Below are 21,189 nucleotides of genomic sequence, written 5' to 3'. Positions count from 1 at the left end.
AATGATATCTACACTTGTTTAGCTATCTCGCATCTTGCGTTTTTGAAATTCAAGAGTGCCCAATACCTTCAAACCTGAACGCGCGATACTGTTCACCAATCGAGCTACTCACCTTTATCGTTTGGGCTCGTAAATATGAAAACTAATACCTCAATTATATGCATGAAGGTCAAATATAAGAGAGCGGAGTAATGATCGGACCAAATATTTTAAACATGTATGTACTCATTCTTTTCGCGCTTGGTGTTATATACGCGCTGAGCAAAATAGACGAGTAGTATCCTAAAATTTATTATTTTTAGTAGAGAGAAATATGAAAATTAAATATAATCTATTAACAGTATTCGCAATTTGTTCAGCAATGACTTCTACTGCTGCCAATGCTTTTAATGTCGACAAGATGATTGTCGTCGCGGATAAAAAGGGCAATGGTGTCGTGACACTTATTAATGATGAGTCTCACCCGATTTTTGTTAATGGAAAAGTACAAGAAATTCAGTTTATTGATGGCGACAAAATCGTTCGTAATAGTTATACAAGAAACAATCTAGATGATTGGAAAATATCTCTTACGCACCCAAGATTAGTTTTAAGACCTGGTGAAGAGAAAGACGTGGGTGTTCGTAGCTTATGTCACAACACGTCTTGCGATAACAGCAAAGATTTGATGTTTATGCTGCCATTTACTCCTAGTCGTTATAAAGAAGAGGGAGAGAAAATTCACGGTGTCGAGATAAACTATGGTTTTTCACCGGTTTATATTCTGCCTACGACAAAGCCAAGTTTTGATTATAAGATTTACAATCAGGGCGAGAATTTACGCATCGATAATAATAGTAATACGCTAATTGATGTTTATGTTAACTCATGTACAACAGAAAATAATACGCAATGCAAACAAAAGTTCACTGTTGTATCTGGTCGGGATAAAACGTTTTCTCTTGCGGAATATACGCAAAGTGAACAACTTAATGTAACCGTAACATCTTACGATAAAAAATACTCTAAAGAGATGCAACTGCCTATTCAGTAATAGGAACGCTGAAAATAGACATAATTATAGGCCTTCAATGATTAATGCTAATCAAGGACGATCAGCATTCATTACCCATGTTCAGTGCTAATTTTAGCCTACATGGCATCACTGTTATCAGCAAAGTGTAAATGCCCAATACAACATTAAATACAAATCATAAAATCAATTTTGAAATCAATAAAAAGTAAAGAGAAGTAATATGAACCTTTTAAGCAATAAGCCAGGAGGAAGCATTCCCCTGGGTTTTGTCGTCGCTACTACGCTTACCCTTTTTGGGTGTGGTGGAGAGGGCAGTGAAGGAAGCTCAGCAAGTGTTTCCCCTAATACTCAAAGCGCGACGCTTTCCGCTCAAAATGCTACCTACTCGACTGGCTATGCTGAATCGTTCGAGGTTGACCTGTCGTCAAAGGTATTTTCATCAACGGGTGGTGGCTTTGCGCTGAGTGAAGTCGAGGTCTTGTCTAATGATGATAGCTGCCAAGTAGAAAGTATGACGGAAACAGGGTTTGTAATTCAGGCCTTTGATACCAAGGTGTGTGACTATCGATATCATGTGACTCCTAAAACATTGTCGCCAATGAGCCGTATGCCTGAAGCGCCAATGAGTGATAGTAGTAGCTCAGAAGGTTCGAGTTCTGCGGTTACGCGCATTGCGGTAAGTAGTAATCCTAGCTCAACCGAACTGGTTCCAGTAAGTGCAACAACACTGATTAATGAAGATGTGAGTGTTTTACTGAAGGACGAATTGGAGAAAGTCGGCTTTACGTTAGGTGACGAGTTTGTATTAACGGAGCTTACACTACCGTACGGTCGCTCGAGCTCAGTTCAAATAAATAGTACAGATGACCAGACTATGGATTATACCCCGCCGTCAGGTTTTACCGGCATTGACCGTGTTCTTTATACGTTAGAAGACTCGGTTAATGGCCTTGTGCTGATGGGGGTTTTAGATGTTGCGGTGGGCTACGAAGCTAACCAAGGTTTTACGATTGACGATAATATTGTATATCCAGTTGTTGTCAACGTATTGACCGATGAAGAAATCGACATCAGCGGCTTTGTTTCCTCGGACGATAGTGATGATTATCAATTGGTGTATGTTGAATCGTTTAACGCAAAAGCGGTACCTAAAGATCCACTGGACACTCAGAATAAAACGATCGTCTTTCAAGCGTCACAACCAGGTTACCACTATATTAGTTTTGCGGTTAGTGATCATAATGGAGTGTATGACATGGGTTTGATTCGTGTTGAAGTGACCGATCCTAATCAGTCATCAAAATGGGACGACATTTCTCATTTGTTGGATCTCTATATTGGACCACCCACCGCACTTGATGCAGCCGGGCAAGGCTCGCCTTATGATATAAAACTGAACGATGATGGCTACAGCCCAGCGATTGATATGGCTGGTTTTCGTTATCCGTCGGCCGTAGCATACTGCGACACCATCGGTGGTTCAGTGCCGACGTTTGATCAACTTAAGCTGATGGCCACTGATACCGATGTTCAGGCGTTACATAACTGGCCTGTTAAAGCACAATACCTCGCTTATGATGACGGAGCAGATCTGGTTAAGTGGGTGGATCTTAAAGATGGCAGCACCCTTACAGGCGATGTCGATCCAACATCGGCTTATTATGTGACATGTGTTAAGCAAGGTTTAATTACTGTATTGCCTACCTCAAGCACGGAAGTTGTCGCGGATGGAGTTGATGTTGGTTCTGTATTTGTTGAGTTAAAACTCGGTCAAGAAGTAAGACCAGATACCCTTGTGACGGCTTTTGTCTCTAGCCCAAATGTGACATTGGACAGCGATAACGTTACCACAGACAGCTATGGTATTGCCGAGTTTCGCTTAACCAGTTTAAAAGCGGAAACCGTCACATTAACCCTTTATGTGGGTGGCATTACTCAAGACTATGAAGTTAAGTTTATTGGTGATGAAAAGACGGCTGCAGTGTCATCAGAAGCAACGATTGACACGGTACCTTATACGTCAGTGGAAGGTGGCCAGGTTACTGCGACCTTGACCGATCAAAATAGCAACCCAGTAGAAGGTTACTCAGTCATTTCAGTGGTAAGTACAGAACAGCACCCAGACACCGCAGAAATGGTTACTCCTATCCTTGAAGCGGAAACGACTCAAACCGATGAATCAGGTGAGCAAAAAGTGCGGGTAAAGTGGGATACAAACTATCAAACCCCAACAACGACCATGACCTTTGATGTGGCGTCATCTTACACCACAACAACCAATACACAGACTAATGCGATTAGCCAAGTTACCTTTCATGCCTATTTGTGTGGTGGCCAAGTTGGGGATGGGGATGATGATCAACAAAACGCCGCGGGTGCCTGTGTTAAAATCGTGGAAAACGATGGAAAGTTGTTTACCGGTACTCCAAGTGTCAGCTTTTTAAACGCTGTTGGTTATAGTGATTATAGCAGTACTGACGTAGAAGATGGCTCTCTTGGACCTTCAGGAACTTTTGCACGTTTTAATAATCCTGCAGCAAATAACCTTTGTGAGCATTATAATACACTTGAGCTTTACGAGAGAGATGATTGGGCTTTAGCAGAAAAATATGAGTTGGAGAGTCTTTTTAATAACTTTGGTAGCATGTTCCTTGCGAAGGGTTGGGCGACCCGCTACAGCTACTGGTCTTCGACGGCTAATGGTTCCACCTACTACGGCGTGTACCTCGTCGATGGCAGCGTCTACAGCTTCTACCCATCCGATCAGCGCTACGTCTCGTGCGTATCAGGTTCTTAGGGTTCAACGTTCAGAGTTTGCGGCCCGCAGGGCCGTTTTTTCTTTTTATAGAGGGTAGCGGTTTATTTTCTAAACTCAGTAAGGATTAATATGGATATTGAAACAAAACTCAAGCTTAGTCAGCAACAAGGTAAAATTATCGGCATACATGAAGGCATGTTTGTTCGTTTTTATGATCAAGCGCTGTTCGCATGGCAGCAGTGGGTGGTCACTCACCCCTCTTTGCCTGTTTTAAAAGTGTCAGCTAAAGTGGTTAAAAAACTCGGGTCACAATGTGTTCTATCGGGCGGGTTACCTGTAAGCAGCCTTGCAAAAGTAGGGGTGTTTCCTGACGAAAAAGGTATCATCAGCATTGGTTTTTATGCCGATATGTCTAATTGGGAAGAGTGGTATCTATCGCACAAAAACGACTTACCTGTACATGAACGGTCTGACTTAAATCCTAGACTAAAAATAGATAACAGCTTCGCTAAAGTTTGGATGCCACAGTGGTTAGTACACCAGCTAGACGAATGCACACCGGACACATCTAACCCAGAGGGTAGGTTGCTGTTTGATGTTATTCGTTGGACTGAACGGTAGCCTTAGTAATGTTTTTGATAAGGCGATACGCTAAAAACAGGGAACATAGCAGCGTTGCTGCGCCTAGAGAACACCTTTGTTACGGCATTGGTGAGCGGGCCCTGGTATGTTATCGGCACTTATGGCCTTATTAGAGGTAATAAAGGGGGGCAAGTCGAAAGGCAACACTCAGTATAAACAATAAGTGCAAACGTGAAGGGTTGGGCGACCAACAACAACTACTGGTCGTCGACGGCTAATGGTTCCAACTACTACAACGTGAACCTCAACTATGGCAACGTCAACAGCAACAACCCATCCAATCAGAACTACGTCTCGTGCGTATCAGGCTGACATATACTCAGTGTTGTCGCCTTATCAAAAATGACAAGAACGGAGCTTAACGCTCGTATAGTATGCATTGGCAGGGGCTTTGTTGCGTAATTCAATGGAACTAAATCAAGAACCTACGATCTGATCAGCTACCACCACTCTCTCTCGTAGCCTTATGCCTAAACCTTGTTACAAAACAACCAACTGGAAGCAATACAACCAATCGCTCATTAACCGTGGTTCTCTGACCTTCTGGATCGATGAAGAAGCAATAAGTGGGTGGGCGCAAAGCAAACAGAATAAGCGCGGGAGGCCACGTCGGTTCAGTGATTTAGCTATTACGACAGCACTCATGGTGAAACGAGTTTTTTCTATGCCACTGAGAGCGCTGCAAGGATTTATCGACTCGATATTTAGGTTAGCCCATGTGCCGTTAAGTTGTCCGCATTACACCTGCATCAGTCGTAGAGCCAAGCAAGTTGAGGTCTCATTTAAGACTAAAGCGAGAGGAGCGATACAACACCTAGCCATTGATGCAACTGACCGAATGCATTGGTCATATTCAAAGGCAAGTTGTAGGTTGGCGGCGCTGGTTTTTGGACGGGAGTGTTTAAATTCACTGCAAAACACATATTTTGTCAGTTTTATTTAAACTATAACCTATCTTGTAAATGGTATTGATTTCTATCCATCCACCGAGCCTAAGAAGCTTCTTTCTTAAAGACATGATCACCATATTCAATGCATTGTCACAGACGAATGAATTGGGCCATCCCATTTTTAGTAGATGGTGTTTGGTTAAATGCTCCCCTTGATGAGTGAGTAACTCTTTTAGAACTAAAAATTCACTGAGTGTGAGCTGGATGGGTTTTATCGTTGGGTGGTCGGCTAGCGAAATTCTTAGCGACCCTTTATGTAAGATTAAGTGCATAAACAAACAGCCAGTTTAATTATCATACCCGTATTATTTATTTGCTGCGATTACATGCAAGGTCAGGTTGAATATTAATCTGGCTATTATGCCTACTTAATGGGTTTTCCTTTCATATTACACATCAAACGAAACCATTTTATTTGCTGTTTTTGTATTAGTTATTTCAGTTTGTTTAAGTTCAACCTTACAACGTTCGCTTTGTGAGTTGAACGCGACTTGATTGCTAATAGGGTTTGAAGCGCAGTCAGAAGTCGGTACTTTCCCTGTCCAACGCACAGTGACATTTGCGGCCGCCGACTGAAAAGAGATAAGAGTTGCTAATACTGCTGTTGAAATAAAGATTAATGAACGCATATTTAGGCACCTTTTATTAGTGTTGTGTTGATATGCCTAGTTTGGTAGCGATAGGGCAGGTTGTAAAATAAATAGTTATAAATTCAGTTGTATTAAAACTTGAATGGTAATTTGTAGCAGAGGGAATAGTAGGAAACCAAAATAAAGGCTGGCAGTGAAAATTAAAACGGAGTGGGCGATCAAATGAAAGGGGAGGCTAATTTAAAGACGTTAAACTTGAGTGAAATCACTTAAGGACAGCGGGTTAGCCTAATGAGCCGTAGCTAGGAATAGCCACGGCATCAAATTGACCGCATTTGGATTTAACAAGAATCTAAGCTTCGTTAAAACAATATAGGCTAACAATAACTTTGAGCTTGGGTGCGCAATGCATTTTTTAGGTTCGTCGGCAGTTGTGAACGGTGTATACCCTGGATTGCACCCTCTAACGACCAAACTAACTCGATGGTTGGTTTATGGTGGGTATGCTGTTGGATAGCCTCTACAGCACCAATCGTGCCCAGGTTTTTGAGTTTCTCAATGGAGTTTATACCCGCTTTCTCAAGAAGTTGCTCAGTTGAGAATCGCATGTTGGGTAAGTCTTTGAGCCTTTCGGGAGCAGAAATATAACTGCTTCGTGATCTCTTTATTTGCTCTAGTGCGATTTCTGCTTCACATAGAGTCAAAGAATACTTGCTCCAAGGGTTTGCTGGCAACTTGTAATAATCCGCATTCTGACTTACTCCAAGTACGCTCGCATTCACCTTGGGGTAGCCCTTGTTAATAAAGTAGCCTTTTTGTGCCGGTGTTCCTCTGAGGTACAGCTCCCCACTTTTATGTAGGACGAGCAAAACGTGATCTACATAGAAGGCCGTTACGCCAAATATTTGTTTTATAGACACTCGACCTAATTGTTCCAAGCGTCTAAAAGTATGTCTGAAAAGTTGAGCCATTATTTTCACTCGATAATCATAAAAAGTGTGATCTATTGTCCAAATGTAGCCAGCAGTGAATATGGCATAAGCCAAGTTAAAAAACAGACAATGCCATTGGGCATTCCGGTTATTTAAATTCTCGATCTGCCATATCAGTTTTGTAACAGACGGTCAAAATTAAGGGGGGTCACGAAGGCGGGAGAAATTGGTATGTATAGCATCGACACAAATGTATTTTTAATGGCGACGGGTTGTAACTTTCAATCGGATATTGGCGTTCGATTTCGTCAGATTGCTATTAGAAGTTTGCACAAGGTTAATGATGATATTCTTCAAGGAGGTGAGTCCAATCGAGCGCTCGCCCATAAAGTGAAAGGCATTGCGTTATCTTGCGGGGCTACAGAGGTTGCAAGAATTTGTCTTAAATTGGAGCACTACGACGCGGTAATCAATGAAAGTGCCGGAAAAAAGATTTTGATGGATGTGTCTAACGCCATGATTCAACTTTTTGACGCTTAAGTTGGAGGATATGAACGTGTCTTTTAAAAATAAAATCATTTTCACCAACGCAACAATACTGGTTCTATTTGTGGTGTTGCTTACGTACTCCGCTATCGAAATCGTTCAGGTTTCTTCACAAAACCAATTTGAAGAGATAAAGGAGAGCATTACGGGAAATAACAAAAAGCTTCTACTTACCTTTGTGAAAGCTCAAAGTGTAACCCTTGATAAAGAGGTCGAGCTGATCACTGAGGAAGTGGAGCATGTAGCGATTGATTTTGCTCATGATTTTGCTCATGATTTTGTTAATGAATCGAAAAACGAGGCACTTCGTAATAAACAACTGGCTTATATCAACACAGAGCGTAAGCCTTTTATCAAAAAGGTGCTTTTTATTGACACTGAACGCAACCAAGAAGTCTCTATCACCGAAAATGGTATTGTAAGCCGCTATATTTCTGTCGATTTTAGTCGCATGATCCACTACAAGAATTTCTATATAGGGAAAGAAGTTAAAGTGGGGCACGTCACTAAGTTTGCCATTTATATCCGTCCAGAGCACTGGGATAACGCGTTACTCAAATTTGATTTAGATTTAGAGTATTTTTCTCGTTCACTGACTTTTGAAAATATGATCGATGAATTCCAATACCGTTATTTCTTAGTAGACGACAGCGGCAAGCTTATCGCGTCGAATCTACAACAGAATGTCGACCAATTGATGTCTGAAAGTGTTTTTGATGAACAAATTCAAAAGAGTGTCGGAAGCCATATCATGTCACATTACTTGGGTAGTTTTGTGGTAAGTGGCGAAAAAGGTGTTTTCAATGTCACTTTTGTTCAGAACCGTCAAACCGGTTGGAGGTTGATTTTAGTCACGCCAGAGCATGTGATTCGTTCCAGTTATGCGACCACCAAAGAGCTGGTTTTATCTGGTGATAACTCGTTGATCAAACGCCTGTTCTTTGCTTATATCCTTTTGCTTGGTCTGTTTTTAGCTATTAACTCAATCGCGGTGAATAAGATGCTGATACCTATTTCTAAATTGATCGCACAAGCTAAATATCTAAAGCAGCGTGATTTTAATAAATCCAGACATACTGTTTATAGTAATGGAGACGAAATTGAACAGCTTTCAAAGGCTTATTCTGAGGCTGGGATCCAGATTCAAAATTTGATTGAAGGGCTTGAATATGAAGTTGAAGAGCGAACGAAGCAGTACGAGATAGCAGCGCAAGAGGCGAGTGAGGCCAATAAACAGAAATCGGTGCTGCTTTCAAATGTGTCCCATGAGGTTCGCACGCCACTGAACGCGATTATTGGTTATACACATATGCTAAGCCATAGCAAAAACTTTGACGAATATCGCCATCAGCTGAACGGTATTTCGAGTGCGAGCAATACTATTTTAGGCATTGTGAATGACCTATTGGATTTTGAAAGAGTAAAAGCAGCAAGCTATTCATTAAACCCTAAATGCCTGTCAGTAATGAGTTTGATGCGCGAAATTGAAAATACGTTTTTTCCGCTTAGCGAGTCTAAACAATTGTCGCTTGATATTATATGCAATGTCGATGCTTCGACAACATTGATGATTGATGAGCTTCGTATTAAGCAAGCAATCAATAATATAGTTTCGAACGCATTGAAGTTTACAAACAAGGGAGGGGTGACAATAGAAGTTTCAACCGACGATAGAGCATTCAATATCTCCGTAAGCGATACTGGAGTCGGTATTCCCCAAGATAAATTGGATGCGGTGTTTAACGGCTTTGAACAGGTTAATCAAGAAGATCAACAGTTTGGTTTTGGCTTGGGCTTGGCGATAACTAAAACCATCGTAGAGTTAATGAAGGGTTCGTTGCGTGTTGAGAGTGTGCTCGGCACCGGTAGTACTTTTGTTATCTCACTCCCAGCTCAAGAAATTATGAATGTTCTTGAGTGTTCTAACGGTGTTGCTGAACAGGTATATAACGTTAGAGAGCGCTTAGACTGCACAAGTAAAAAAGCCTTGATCGTTGATGATGTTGAGTTCAACCGAGAAATTCTAGAGTTCCACTTAAACGAGCTAGGTTGTGAATGCATGACCGCGAATGATGGTTTGGAGGCTTTAGCACTCGCTTCTGAACATGACTTTGATGTTGTACTGACGGATATTTCAATGCCGGTTATGGATGGCATTGAGCTTGCTTCTGAGTTGGAAAAGCGTAAGCCATCGTTACCTATAATTGCCGTTACGGCACGAGCTACCATTCAAGAAGAGGCTCGAATGGACCAATACTTTTCGTGTTATCTAACCAAACCGCTCAACCCGAGCGATCTAAAGCTAAAGCTTCATTGCGCTTTATCAGGTGGTACTTGCTAACTTAGTTAAATACTCCTACCTATAACCTGAGGGTAAGCCATCTTCGGATCTTCATGTATTATTTTCATCTGTTTTTCTGAGAGTTATGGGCATTGTCATCAAGATAATGCCCAAACTGTTATGAAAATAACTATCATCCAATAAGTGTTGAGAGTAGCTGGGCATTTTCAAATTATTCAATCACAGCTTGCCCTTAGCTTTTGTTCGTATTTAATTAAAAATAAGCTAAATCACAATAACGAATAAGAAAATAAAGCTATGTTTGGAAATATTATACGTACGTTTCGTGTTAATAATGGTTTGTCTCAAACTAATTTTGTTGATGCGATTCAAAGAAGTAACTCTAACTTTAACAACCTGGACGTTGTGACACTAAGCCGTTGGGAAAGAGGAGTAACAACTCCCCACTTAAAACGTCAAAACGAGTTACTGGACCTTATTGGAGTCAACATATTTGATGTTTGGGAGGCAAACGACTCACAAACAGTTCTCACAGGGTTAACGAATAAATTTAATAATAACGGTTATATTGATATGAACATGCACGTCCAAACAGAAGTTACGGTGATTAACTCAAATAATTCATTCCTTCTTGGGAAGATTACCAAGTTAATTGATGTCATCTTTGAATATGAGGATAACGTTATGCTCAGTAATTTAGAAGATTTAGGTCTGAGTAGAAAGGTAATTATTGAAAAAATAATAAATCAATATTCTGGAGAGTTAACGCTCGTCACGGTTAATGGGCAATTAATCGGACACTTATTAAGTGCTAACTATAATCTTGCAGCAGATTTTTTGGAGCAAGTCTTAGTATCTAAAGAAGATAGAGCACATTTAGTTGTTACTTTTAACTGCACTCATTATTCGTCATTTACAGACACAATGGGCAGAGAGGCGTACAAGTATCTACAAAGCTTAAATCCAGATAAAGAGCTTTATATACTACTGAAAAGCAAAAGGATTTTTGATCTGTTTTTTTCATTGGGCTGCGAGTATCGAAGTGTAAGAAGTAACGATAGATCAATGAAGGTCATGAACTTGGATTCAAAGAAAATGAAATCACAACGCACTTGGATGGATATTATTGCAAACTATAAAGGTGAAGAGAATGAATAACACAGTATTGATTGTTGACGATGTTGAACTATCGAGAGAGGTCATTAAAAATGCGGTCTCTTTATCTAATAAAAAAACATCTGTACAGTTTGCAGAAAATGCGTTCGATGCAATGAGCAAAATGCAAAACGCATCATTTGATTTGGTGATTATGGACATCATGATGCCCAATGGCGATGGATTTGAACTCTTGAGTATGATGTCGCAACAAAATGTTGAGTCTAAAATAATCATTATTTCAGGTTTGGATAAATCCATTGTTAGCTCGGTGAGTATGCTTGGAAAGCTCTATGAGTTAAATGTTGTCGCTTCACTAGAAAAGCCTATTTGGGCTAACCAAATAAGTGAGTTGGTTGATAAAGCACTTGAAGTTGAAACCATAACCAAAAGCGAGCTTGGCTTTGGTAACCGTGCAACAATCATCGATGACGATTTTCCCATCAATCTGGTTTATCAGCCGCAAGTTGTTTCGGATATAAATGTTATTTCGGGGTTTGAAGTGTTGTCACGATGGTCTGATGAAAACGGGACCTTACTTCCACCGAGCTATTTTTTGCCAGTAATTGAAGAGCTAGGAAAGCAAAAGGTTTTTACCAATATCGTGATAAATAAATTCATTCAGGATTATCATCTCCACTTCAGTGAACTTGATAAATCGTTGAGGTTCTCAATTAATATCGATCCTAATTTACTGACTGATGAATCTGTTGTCGATAATCTACTCGAGATCTATAAGCAAGGTATTGAGCATACTATCGTTGTAGAGCTGACTGAAAAGGGGCTTTCAGGCAATATTGAAAAAGAATTGTTGGCAAATATTTTACGGCTAAGGTTGAATGGTTTTGAGATCTCTATAGATGACTTTGGGATGGAAGCATCGAATATTGAACGTATTGTCAAACTGCCTATTAGTGAGATAAAAATAGATATAACCATTACATGGGGACTTTGCCATAACATTGATTACATGCAAAAAATCGATGAAGTTAAGAAGCTCGTTTCGGTAAAAAACGCACGTATTATCTATGAGGGTGTTGAAAATAAAGACACCTGTGCATTTCTGGAAGCTCTAGGCGGCTTTAACCAACAAGGTTTTCTTCATGGGGTTCCATCACTACCTGAAATTGTAGTTGAGATGCTCGCAGAGCAAAAGGAGCTAGATTACGTCGCTTCTGAATATACTTCTAATCATTAACAACGTATTAGGGTAACGAGCCAAAGCCAACTCAATGGGCTTTGGCTCTTTTTATTACTTACCACACACCGAACAATTAGGCATCTTTATTAAATTCATTTCACGCCAGCTGTGAGACATGGCATCGAGAATCAAAAGTTTGCCTTGCTTTGGTTGTCCAAACTTGGCAATAACCTTGATAGCTTCCAAAGCCTGAGCCGCGCCTACCATGCCAACAACAGGTGCCATCACACCGGCTTCAACACAGCTTAGAGCAGCGTTGCCAAATAGAGCGCTTAAACACTGGTAACAGGGTGCGTCAGCATCTTGATAAGTGAAGACACTAATCTGACCTTCCATGCGAATCGCAGCGCCCGATACAAGTGGCGTTTTTGAGGCGTAACACAAACGGTTAAGTTGATTGCGCGTTTCAACGTTGTCGCTGGCATCAAGTACTAACGAATGCGCTTCAATGAGCTTTGCTAGTGCCTCGTCATCAAGTCTGTGGTCGACCGTTTCAACTCTAAGGTGTGGGTTTAACACCTGTAATGATTCAGCGGCTGAAACGACTTTCTTCTTACCAATATCAGCATCGGTGTGAAGCACTTGTCGTTGCAAGTTTGAAAGCTCGACAACATCGTCGTCGATCAGCATTAGCTTACCAATACCCGCAGTCGCAAGGTATTGAGCAGAGGCACAGCCTAAACCACCCGCACCTAACACCAAAATCGAGCTCTGTTTCAGCGCTTCTTGACCCTCAAAATCAAACTGCTTGAGAATGATCTGGCGGTTATAGCGAAGCATCTCTGCGTCAGACAGTATTTCCATCAGCAAGCCTCGTTAGTAAAGCGTGGAGTTAAACAGTTGAATCTGAACCGTTTCACCGACTTCAACACGGCCACGTTCGCGCTCTAGTACCACAAAGCAGTTTGCTAAGCTCATTGAGCGGAAAGCGCCAGAGCTTTGGTTACCTGTTGTTTCTACTACAAACTTACCGTTTTCAATCGAGTAAATACCACGTTGATAATCAGTACGGCCTGGGCCTTTTTTGAATGCAGATTTAGTGATCGCAGGAATCGATTCTGGTGCTGTCCACGCAGTGTGACCGGCAAGTTTAGCCAGCATAGGTTGAACTAACACGTACATGGTCATCATTGCAGACACTGGGTTACCCGGTAGGCCACAGAACCAAGCGTTGTCTAGCTCACCAAATGCGAATGGTTTACCTGGTTTGATTGCTAGTTTCCAAAAGCCGATTTCGCCAAGCTCTTCAAGAATGTCTTTGGTGTAATCAGCTTCGCCGACACTTACGCCACCAGAGGTGACAACTACGTCTGCCAGTTCTTGCGCTTTTACAAAGGTTTCTTTAAGCGTTGCAGGGCAATCAGGAATAATACCTAGGTCAATTGCTTCGCAACCAAACGCTTCAATCAGTGGTTTGATACCGTAGCGGTTGCTGTCGTAGATCTGACCATCTTCAAGAGGCTGACCTAATGGCTTGAGCTCATCGCCAGTAGAGAAGAAAGCGACTTTAGGTTTGTGTGCCACAGTTACATGACTCACACCGAGCGAAGCAATCATTGGAATGTCACGAGGTGTTAAACGTTCGCCACGGCTAAGAACGATATCGCCTTGCTTGATGTCGTCACCGGTAGGGCGAATGTTATTGTTCAGCTTGATGTCGTCTTGCTGAATCTCAATGCCAGCGTCAGTTTCAGCCGTGTTTTCTTGCATGATTACGACGTCACAACCTTCCGGGATCTTTGCGCCAGTCATAATGCGAATACAGGTGTTTGCTGGCCATTCACCTTCAAAAGGTTGACCTGCAAAGGACTTGCCCGCTAAAGGCAGCACTTTACTGTTCTCTAGGTCTGCTAAGCGCAGTGCATAGCCGTCCATTGCTGAGTTATCAAAAGGAGGGACGAAAATAGGGGATAGAATATCTTCAGCAAGTACGTAACCCAATGCTTCTGCTAATGGCAGTGATAAGGTCGTTTGAATAGGTTGAATTGGTGATAGCAGCTTATTTAGTGCTTCTTCAATTGGCATCAAGCCCGGAGCGTCGCAACAGCCCATAATTGAAATCCTTTGATCGTTATTATTTTGATTTGGCGGTTGGCAATAGGGATTCAATAGTTATCAAATCATGATGGTTCGCCAACGAAATTCTAGCCACTCTAGCACAGTTTAAGCCCCGTAAATAATGACCTCCCTTAAAATATGGGTGTATTTATTCAAAATTCCGAGTATCCTTGTTTGCCATCCAGAAGGGGTAATAAAAGAGGAAGTTCAATGTCAGGTCTTAGCGAATCAGCGAAGTTGGTTAAAGATGCGCTAGCAAGCCGTGGTTTAGAGACACCAATGAGTCCAAACCAGGTTAGCCGAGAAGAGAAAAAGGAACGAATCGAACACCATATGCGTGAGATTCTCACTCTCCTTGAACTTGATCTTACGGACGATAGTCTGGAAGAAACACCGCAACGTATTGCTAAAATGTACGTGGATGAAATTTTCTCTGGTTTGGATTACGCCAATTTCCCTAAAATTACGGTAATCGAAAACAAGATGGGCGTTCGTGAGATGGTACGAGTAAAAGACATTACCGTGACCAGTACTTGTGAGCACCACTTAGTGACGATTGATGGTAAGACTGCGGTCGCTTATATCCCTCGTGGGAAAATCATCGGCCTTTCAAAGATTAACCGTATTGTTCGATTCTTTGCTCAGCGTCCACAAGTTCAAGAGCGTATGACGCAGCAGATCCTTGTTGCACTGCAAACGCTACTCGAAACTGATGACGTTGCTGTAACCATGGATGCGGTTCACTACTGCGTGAAATCACGCGGTGTAATGGACGCGACTAGCGAAACGACAACAACAGCTCTGGGCGGTATCTTCAGATCAAACCCAGCAACGCGCCACGAATTCTTACACGGCCTGCGTTAATACGTTTCGTTATTGGATGCACGTGATTTAGCCTTTGTAAATTGAAGTTCGTTGAAAATATTCTAAGCCTCGCTTTATGCGGGGCTTTTTTACGCCTGCAATGAAGTCAACTGTAATGGCTGAGAATGCTGTTATTCCCTAAAGTGAAGAATGAGCGACTTATTCACTTTCGCCATTCCCTAAAGTGAGGAATGAACGTAATAGGGAATCTGTTGCGGCCAAGCAGAAAAAGCACGCTCTATATCTTAACGTTTGTTGAAAGCATATAGAGCGTAACTAGAATCAATCGCTGGTGGAGTGCTTAAGAAAGGTTAAACAAACGCTTTAAGTGGTGAACAATACCGGATGGCTTGTTCTCGGCTTGATAGATGCTCAAACCATCGTAAAAACTCGCCATGAACTCTACGCGAATCTCATCATCACTGCTTCTCGATATACGAGACAGTAGCGTAGCGGCTACAGCTGCGTGATCATTGGCTAGGCTGTAATCCATTCCTAGTCGTCCTTGAATGAACAACCACAAATGCGTGACTAGTTTTAACTGTTGAGCGTTAGAGTTTTGAAACTTGTCGCTGTGCTCAGTTCCCACTGTATTATCGAATACATTTTGCATCGCCTCATTCGCTTCTTTATTGCTTTCAAAGCGATAGCTTGCATCGATATGTTCCTTGGTTAGCAAGCCAAGCAACGTCTGACGTGCAGAGTTCTCCGGCTTGTTCTCGCAAGCGTGTTTAAACAAAGCGTGGTTTTCATCAATAAATGACGACAGCTCTTTCTCGTAGCCTGTCGAGAGCGCTTTGACTGAACCTAAACCTGCTTCTTTTAAACACTGGTGAAGCTTGGTTCTAGCTTGTTGTTTAGCTTTGATTTCTTGCTGCGCGTCGGCTTGTTGCTTGGCTTCTTCTAGCTGGCTAGCTGCTGTTTGCGAATTATTCGGGGTTGGACGCTCAGTCATTACTCTGTAGCTCTTCCCACGTTACTTCTGCCGATTGAGTATCGCTGTTAATGAAAGCAGAGTTACCCGTCAGCATGACTGAAAGATCCATCGTACGTTGTGTCATCGCCGCTAGCTGCTCAATACCATCGTTGTCTAGACGAACGATCTGAGCTTTTAGGTAGCCGAATTTACCTTTGTTCTGCTCCCACCAAACGTTTGATTTAGTGTTGAAGCTGAATACGCGTACTGATTTAGATAGGCGAGTTGCCTTCTTAACACGCTCTGGATCGGGTTCGCCCACATCGACCCATTCTAGGATTTGATCGTCTAACGACTTCTGCCATAAATCGGGTTCTTCAATGCTAGACAACCCTTTAGTGAACTCAAGTTCAGGAGACGCATTGATACAGAAAGCCATGATTCGAGCCATCATTCGCTGTTCTGTTTCAGAAGGGTGTTGTGCAACCGTTAGATTGAAAGAGTCGTAATAGTCGCGATTCATATCGGTTAAAGAGATACGAAACTTGTAGATTGTCGGTTTAAGAGCCATTGAGAGGGTGTCTTAGGTAGAAATAGTGAAGGGGAATATTACCTTAAATCTCTGAATAGCGGGTAAAAAAATAGCCAGCAGAGGCTGGCTATTTTTAGAAAGCTTTAAAATACTAGATTAAAGTACTTTGATGCTGTCAGCTTGTGGGCCTTTTTGACCTTGAGATACTACGAACTCAACTTTTTGGCCTTCAGCAAGAGTTTTGAAACCGTCGCCAGTGATAGCAGAGAAGTGTGCGAATACGTCTGGGCCGTTTTCTTGTTGAATGAAGCCGAAGCCTTTAGTTTCGTTGAACCATTTTACTGTACCAGTAACTGTGTTAGACATGATGATATCCTAAAATTAAATTTTTATTTTGAGCCAATTGTGGCACTGATAGCGTGGAAAAGTTTATTGCTATTGCGTACAACACAACGGGGTTACTAGTAATCCAACGAAATGTTTATATACAAAGAACTTTCTTTCTAGCCGGCAACGAGTCTAAATCAAATCAGGGGATAGTCAATCGAATACATAGGGAAAGGTTGCAGAAACTTGGGGGTAGTCAAACTTTGCATTCCTTAAATATCATGGAGTTACAGTTGTATGGTGATTTGTTGTAGTTTTTGTGAAAAAGGTGGTCGAAATTGATGACGAATTTGGAGTAAATGCACTGTTTTAGCGCATTCATTTTTGCAAATTTAAAGCCGCTAACTGGGCGTTGAGCCCACTTTTAACGGCTTATATTTATAAATGTCGTTGTAAGGTAAGTGCCTTTACTTGAACGAGGTCTCGGCTACTTTTTCAAGCGGTACAGGTTGCCATTATCAGTGCTGAAGAAGATGTCTCCGTTTGGTGAAGTTTCGATGTCTCTTACCCTTTCGCCCAAGTCCTCTAAAATGCGTTCTTCCTCGATTGCCTCACCTTGTTCATTGACTGTCACAATATTGATGTGAGTAAGTTTTAGTGCGCCAGCCAGCAGTTTGCCTTTCAGCTCTGGGTACTTATCGCCTTGGTAAACAATCAAGCTCCCCGGAGCGATTGAAGGAACATAGACTTTTTTTGGCGCTTCAATACCATCTTTGGTTTCCGATTCGCCAACGCTGATAGGGCCCCAATACTCTTTTCCGTGTGAGGTGACAGGCCACCCATAGTTGGCACCCGCTTTTATTAGGTTAATTTCATCACCACCGCGAGGGCCGTGTTCAATCGACCAAAGCTTTTGAGTCGGGAAATCGTAATACAGACCTTGTGGATTACGATGGCCAAAGCTCCAAATTTCATTGAGCACTTTGTTGTTATCCGTGAATGGGTTATCGCTTGGTGTGCTTCCATCGGCATTCAGTCGTAATATTGATCCGGCGTGAGTCATGGTGTCTTGGCCGTTGTCTCGATCACCTCGATCACCGATTGAAAAATACAGGTGGCTATCATCAAAGGTGATACGGCTACCAAAGTGACGTCCTGTGTCCGTTCTGGATTTAGTTACAAACACGTCTGTCCAATTGATGACTTCATTATTGCTGTAATTAGCAGAAGCCAGTGTTGTTACGCCTTCATCATCGATGTCTTTACTGTAAGTGACGTAGAACTTTCCGTTTTCAAAAGGGGAAAGTGCGATATCTAATAATCCACCTTGGCCTTTCGCCCATACATTGGGCAGCCTGAAGAGTGTGTGTTGATCGCCAGTTTTTAAATCGACATGTTTAATGACGCCTGATTTTTCTGTGACTAGCATGGACTTATCGTTGACATAAGCCAGTCCCCAAGGGATCACGAGTCCGTCGGTGATCTTCTCTGCCTGCCAAGCAAAGGCTGACGTTACAGGACCTGAGGCAAGCAGCGCCAAAGCACATGAAAAAATACGGTGATGAGTGTTCATTGAAGTCCCTTGATTATGAGCATCTAGTGTTAGTCTAGCGCTTGTGGCCGATAGGCGGAAAGCCGAGGTTGCTGAAAAGTGACTATTCACATATTTAGTTGAACGCCTATTGTATGATTATACAAGCTCACGTATGTTTACTCTGCCTTTCTCTATTTGATCCTGTCGGAGCATTATGAACAACTCACCAGCAGCATTTTCGCTATTTTCTCAGTTTTTATGTTGTGAGTTAGATACGCACGATTTTTCTTCGAACGGACCTATTAAACGATGAGTCGTGGATTTGATTTTAAATCGATCTTACTTGCGTGTTTGGTCATCAGTATCGGCCAGCTCAGTATGGGCTTGGTGTTTCCTTCTTTGCCTTGGATCGCAAAAGATTTTGATGTCTCGCTAGAGCAAGCCCAGCTTTTGGTGAGTGTGTATTTATTAGGCTTTGGCCCTTCCCAGTTTATTTATGGCCCTATTTCCGATGCTTTGGGACGCAAGAAGGTACTGCTAAGCGGTTTGTTGATTGCCATGCTTGGGTTATTGATGATCATCTTCTTCAGCCATTCGTTTACTAGCATGGTGATGGGGCGATTCCTGCAAGGCTTAGGAACCGGTTGTTGCGCGGTACTTGCTCGTGCTTCTACGCGAGACAGATTCAGTGGGGCAGACTTGCCTTTGGCGATGTCTTACATTGCTATGGTTGCGTCTATAACACCTTTGATCGCGCCCGTTATCGGTGGATTCATTAACTTCCACTTCGGTTGGAGCATGGTGTTCATCTCACTACTTGGCTATGTCTCATTGGCTTGGGGTGTATTGGCGTTCAAGTTTAAAGAAACTGTCACTCAGGTTTCGGCGATCCCTTCACCGAATAAAATGGTTTCTCAATATAAAGAGCTACTCACTTCTCGTTATTTTATGAGCTTTGCGAGTATCGGTTGGCTTAACTTTAGCTTGATGATCACCACTGTGTCGGTGATGCCATTTATCATGCAAAACCAGATTGGTATGACGTCAGATGAATACGCGATGTGGGCGGTGATTCCAGCATTAGGCATGCTTGGCGGAACAGGCTTATGTAACCGTATTCGCCCTATGCTGGGTAACAAGAAAACTCTGTTATGCACACCTGTATTGCACGTTGCTGCGGCCTTGTGGCTGTTCTTCTGTCCACTCGAACCTTTGTATCTCATGCTTGGCCAGTTCTTGATGATCCTTGGTAATGGTATTGCGTTACCTTGTGCTCAGGCGTTAGTGATGTTGCCTTATAAGAAGAACGCTGGCGCGGCGGCTGCGATGTCTGGTGGCGGGCAGATGGTGGTGTCTTCAATTGTGAGTATGGGCCTGGTTCAGTTAGGGTTAGGGGAAGCGTGGCATTTATCGCTCGTTATCATGCTGTTCACATTGATTACCCTGTTTAACATTTTGCGTGGTTTCAGTAGCCAAGAAGCGAGAGAGTCTCAGCTCAGTTAGTTGCTTAGGTAATTAGCTAGCTGCCTGGCTAGTAGGAACGAGAAGGCCATTGAAATGATGAATTTCAATGGCCTTTTTAATGTTCAGCGCTTTGGTTTAAGTTACCAGAATATATGCTATTTTCTGACTGCTTAGGGCAAGTGGTAGTGTTCCGAGCGCAGCTTGCGGCAGGGACGTTAGTTTCCATTATTGCTGGCAGCTACTTTATCTTCTTGCTACTGAAATCTCGAAGAACATAGGTTTTGCTCATGACCGAAAGCCATTGCTAATCAAAGCTACTGGCAATCAAAGCCATTGGCGATAAAAGCTACGGATGAAAAGCAGTGAATGGAGCGATCCATCACTGCTTTTTTGTTGATGTCGTTTGTGTAAAGGGAAAGACGTTAAGCAACACAGGTCTCGCTTCTTAATGTGCAAGTTTGGCATATGTTAATAAAATGTATAACCTAAAGGTCTGACCACTGATAAGGTAGCCACCATGCCAAACCTCGATCGTATTACTTGTTCTATCGATGAAAACCAAATTGCGACGGTTGTGTTGAATCGACCCGATAAGCTCAATGCTATTGATATGGCAATGTTTCAAGGCGTGAATAACATGGTGACTCAGCTGAAAAAGAACACCGAGATTCGTGCCGTAATAGTAAAAGGTGAGGGTTCTGATTTTTGTTCAGGGCTTGATGTTAAGTCCCTATTAACCAGTAAATCTGGGGCGATGAAGCTCTTGTTTAAATGGCTACCGACATTGCCTAACGCTGCACAACGCTTTTCATTGGGTTGGCGAGATATTCCATGCCCTGTCATTTTTGCGATTCATGGTCGTTGTTGGGGAGGCGGCCTGCAATTGGTCAGTGGGGGTGATTTTAGAATTGCTAGCCCGGATGCGAACTTCTCTATATTGGAAGCAAAGTGGGGTCTGATTCCAGACATGGGAGGCGCTATCGCTTTTAGAGAGCTGATGCGTAAAGATCACACCCTTGAAATGGCGATGACGGCCAAAGTGATCGACTGTGAAACCGCTAAAGAATATGGGTTGGTGACCAAGATTGCCGAAGATCCTTACGCTGAAGCCTATGCGTTGGCACTTGAGTGTGCGAATCGGTCGCCAGATGTCGTCGCTGCTAACAAGAAGCTCTACAACAAGACTTGGTGGTCAAGCCCGGGCATGGCTGTATTCTGCGAAACTTGGTATCAGATAAAGGTTGGGTTAGGTAAGAACAGGGCGATTGCTGCTCAACGTGAAATTCATCGAGACAAACCACGCCCTTACGTCGCCAGAAAGTTTAAATAGCGCTTGTACAGGAATAATGGATATTCCCTTTGTTTATTGAGCTTTGCGGTAACCTTAGAGCAATTTAATGTCT

The 21,189-nt window shown here is 42.4% G+C and carries 20 protein-coding genes and 1 pseudogene; 12 read left to right on the top strand and 9 right to left on the bottom strand.

What is annotated here, in order from left to right; genetic code table 11:
* Window positions 1-313 precede the first annotated feature (313 nt).
* The 5 genes and pseudogenes from AB4133_RS09850 to AB4133_RS09830 form a co-directional block, all read left to right on the top strand.
* A complete protein-coding gene (locus AB4133_RS09850) occupies window positions 314-1,033 on the top strand; it encodes a hypothetical protein (RefSeq protein ID WP_241910598.1) in 720 nt (239 codons plus the stop codon).
* A 202-nt stretch (window positions 1,034-1,235) separates the two neighbouring features.
* On the top strand, window positions 1,236-3,812 hold the full coding sequence (locus AB4133_RS09845; protein ID WP_372224310.1) for an Ig-like domain-containing protein: 2,577 nt from the start codon (window positions 1,236-1,238) through the stop codon (window positions 3,810-3,812).
* Between the two features lie 90 nt (window positions 3,813-3,902).
* Complete coding sequence (locus AB4133_RS09840; protein ID WP_108150751.1) at window positions 3,903-4,394, top strand: hypothetical protein; 492 nt, start codon at window positions 3,903-3,905, stop codon at window positions 4,392-4,394.
* Window positions 4,395-4,586: 192 nt separating this feature from the next.
* The gene (locus AB4133_RS09835; RefSeq protein WP_137001855.1) at window positions 4,587-4,727 is read left to right on the top strand and encodes a DUF1566 domain-containing protein; all 141 of its coding nucleotides are present in this window, start codon (window positions 4,587-4,589) and stop codon (window positions 4,725-4,727) included.
* A 154-nt stretch (window positions 4,728-4,881) separates the two neighbouring features.
* Window positions 4,882-5,247, top strand: a pseudogene (locus AB4133_RS09830) (IS5 family transposase); the annotation flags it as partial.
* Between the two features lie 75 nt (window positions 5,248-5,322).
* Here AB4133_RS09830 and AB4133_RS09825 read toward each other — a convergent pair.
* From AB4133_RS09825 to AB4133_RS09815, 3 genes are all read right to left on the bottom strand, one after another.
* Complete coding sequence (locus AB4133_RS09825) at window positions 5,323-5,637, bottom strand: helix-turn-helix domain-containing protein (protein WP_017061716.1); 315 nt, start codon at window positions 5,635-5,637, stop codon at window positions 5,323-5,325.
* Between the two features lie 117 nt (window positions 5,638-5,754).
* The gene (locus AB4133_RS09820) at window positions 5,755-5,994 is read right to left on the bottom strand and encodes a hypothetical protein (RefSeq protein WP_017061717.1); all 240 of its coding nucleotides are present in this window, start codon (window positions 5,992-5,994) and stop codon (window positions 5,755-5,757) included.
* 338 nt (window positions 5,995-6,332) lie between these two features.
* Window positions 6,333-6,926, bottom strand: a complete 594-nt coding sequence (locus AB4133_RS09815) for a TfoX/Sxy family DNA transformation protein (RefSeq protein WP_065583723.1) — start codon at window positions 6,924-6,926, stop codon at window positions 6,333-6,335.
* Window positions 6,927-7,118: 192 nt separating this feature from the next.
* On the opposite strand from AB4133_RS09815, the gene AB4133_RS09810 reads away from it, so the two are divergent.
* The 4 genes from AB4133_RS09810 (at window position 7,119) to AB4133_RS09795 (ending at window position 12,088) form a co-directional block, all read left to right on the top strand.
* Window positions 7,119-7,427 (top strand): Hpt domain-containing protein, encoded by a 309-nt coding sequence (locus tag AB4133_RS09810; RefSeq protein ID WP_017061719.1) that lies wholly within the window; start codon window positions 7,119-7,121, stop codon window positions 7,425-7,427.
* A 10-nt stretch (window positions 7,428-7,437) separates the two neighbouring features.
* On the top strand, window positions 7,438-9,774 hold the full coding sequence (locus AB4133_RS09805) for an ATP-binding protein (protein ID WP_372224308.1): 2,337 nt from the start codon (window positions 7,438-7,440) through the stop codon (window positions 9,772-9,774).
* Between the two features lie 258 nt (window positions 9,775-10,032).
* Entirely contained in the window at window positions 10,033-10,893 is an 861-nt protein-coding gene (locus AB4133_RS09800) for a helix-turn-helix transcriptional regulator (protein WP_372058423.1), read from the top strand.
* Window positions 10,886-12,088: an EAL domain-containing protein gene (locus tag AB4133_RS09795; RefSeq protein WP_372126947.1), complete on the top strand. Its 1,203-nt coding sequence runs from the start codon at window positions 10,886-10,888 to the stop codon at window positions 12,086-12,088. The genes AB4133_RS09800 and AB4133_RS09795 overlap by 8 nt, the downstream gene beginning before the upstream one ends.
* Before the next feature lie 54 nt (window positions 12,089-12,142).
* Here AB4133_RS09795 and moeB read toward each other — a convergent pair whose 3' ends face one another.
* Together moeB and moeA are read right to left on the bottom strand one after the other, a co-directional pair.
* Window positions 12,143-12,895 carry a molybdopterin-synthase adenylyltransferase MoeB gene (gene moeB / locus AB4133_RS09790; RefSeq protein ID WP_065583719.1) on the bottom strand — a complete coding sequence of 251 codons (753 nt, stop codon included), beginning with the start codon at window positions 12,893-12,895 and terminating at the stop codon, window positions 12,143-12,145.
* A 12-nt stretch (window positions 12,896-12,907) separates the two neighbouring features.
* Window positions 12,908-14,143, bottom strand: a complete 1,236-nt coding sequence (gene moeA / locus AB4133_RS09785) for a molybdopterin molybdotransferase MoeA (protein ID WP_372224307.1) — start codon at window positions 14,141-14,143, stop codon at window positions 12,908-12,910.
* Between the two features lie 216 nt (window positions 14,144-14,359).
* Here moeA and folE point away from each other — a divergent pair, with 216 nt between their 5' ends.
* Window positions 14,360-15,013 carry a GTP cyclohydrolase I FolE gene (gene folE / locus AB4133_RS09780; RefSeq protein ID WP_017061725.1) on the top strand — a complete coding sequence of 218 codons (654 nt, stop codon included), beginning with the start codon at window positions 14,360-14,362 and terminating at the stop codon, window positions 15,011-15,013.
* Window positions 15,014-15,314: 301 nt separating this feature from the next.
* On the opposite strand, the gene AB4133_RS09775 is transcribed toward folE, so the two are convergent.
* The 4 genes from AB4133_RS09775 to AB4133_RS09760 all read right to left on the bottom strand — a co-directional run bounded on the left by AB4133_RS09775 (window position 15,315) and on the right by AB4133_RS09760 (window position 18,361).
* Window positions 15,315-15,968, bottom strand: a complete 654-nt coding sequence (locus tag AB4133_RS09775) for a hypothetical protein (protein WP_240492681.1) — start codon at window positions 15,966-15,968, stop codon at window positions 15,315-15,317.
* Window positions 15,961-16,500, bottom strand: coding sequence for a YaeQ family protein (locus AB4133_RS09770; protein ID WP_017061727.1), 540 nt, complete (start codon window positions 16,498-16,500; stop codon window positions 15,961-15,963). The genes AB4133_RS09775 and AB4133_RS09770 overlap by 8 nt, the downstream gene beginning before the upstream one ends.
* Before the next feature lie 117 nt (window positions 16,501-16,617).
* Entirely contained in the window at window positions 16,618-16,827 is a 210-nt protein-coding gene (locus AB4133_RS09765; protein ID WP_010430417.1) for a cold-shock protein, read from the bottom strand.
* 448 nt (window positions 16,828-17,275) lie between these two features.
* Window positions 17,276-18,361, bottom strand: a complete 1,086-nt coding sequence (locus tag AB4133_RS09760; RefSeq protein ID WP_017064438.1) for a PQQ-dependent sugar dehydrogenase — start codon at window positions 18,359-18,361, stop codon at window positions 17,276-17,278.
* Between the two features lie 270 nt (window positions 18,362-18,631).
* On the opposite strand from AB4133_RS09760, the gene AB4133_RS09755 reads away from it, so the two are divergent.
* The gene (locus AB4133_RS09755) at window positions 18,632-19,825 is read left to right on the top strand and encodes a multidrug effflux MFS transporter (RefSeq protein ID WP_372224305.1); all 1,194 of its coding nucleotides are present in this window, start codon (window positions 18,632-18,634) and stop codon (window positions 19,823-19,825) included.
* A 478-nt stretch (window positions 19,826-20,303) separates the two neighbouring features.
* Window positions 20,304-21,116, top strand: coding sequence for a crotonase/enoyl-CoA hydratase family protein (locus AB4133_RS09750; protein ID WP_017064440.1), 813 nt, complete (start codon window positions 20,304-20,306; stop codon window positions 21,114-21,116).
* Window positions 21,117-21,189: the final 73 nt, after the last annotated feature.

Origin of the sequence: Vibrio sp. 10N.286.52.F8, assembly GCF_041468745.1 — a bacterium.
Lineage (GTDB): Bacteria > Pseudomonadota > Gammaproteobacteria > Enterobacterales > Vibrionaceae > Vibrio > Vibrio crassostreae_C.
Note: the sequence above shows the minus strand (reverse complement) of the source record. Positions and strands in the feature narration are given on the sequence as shown.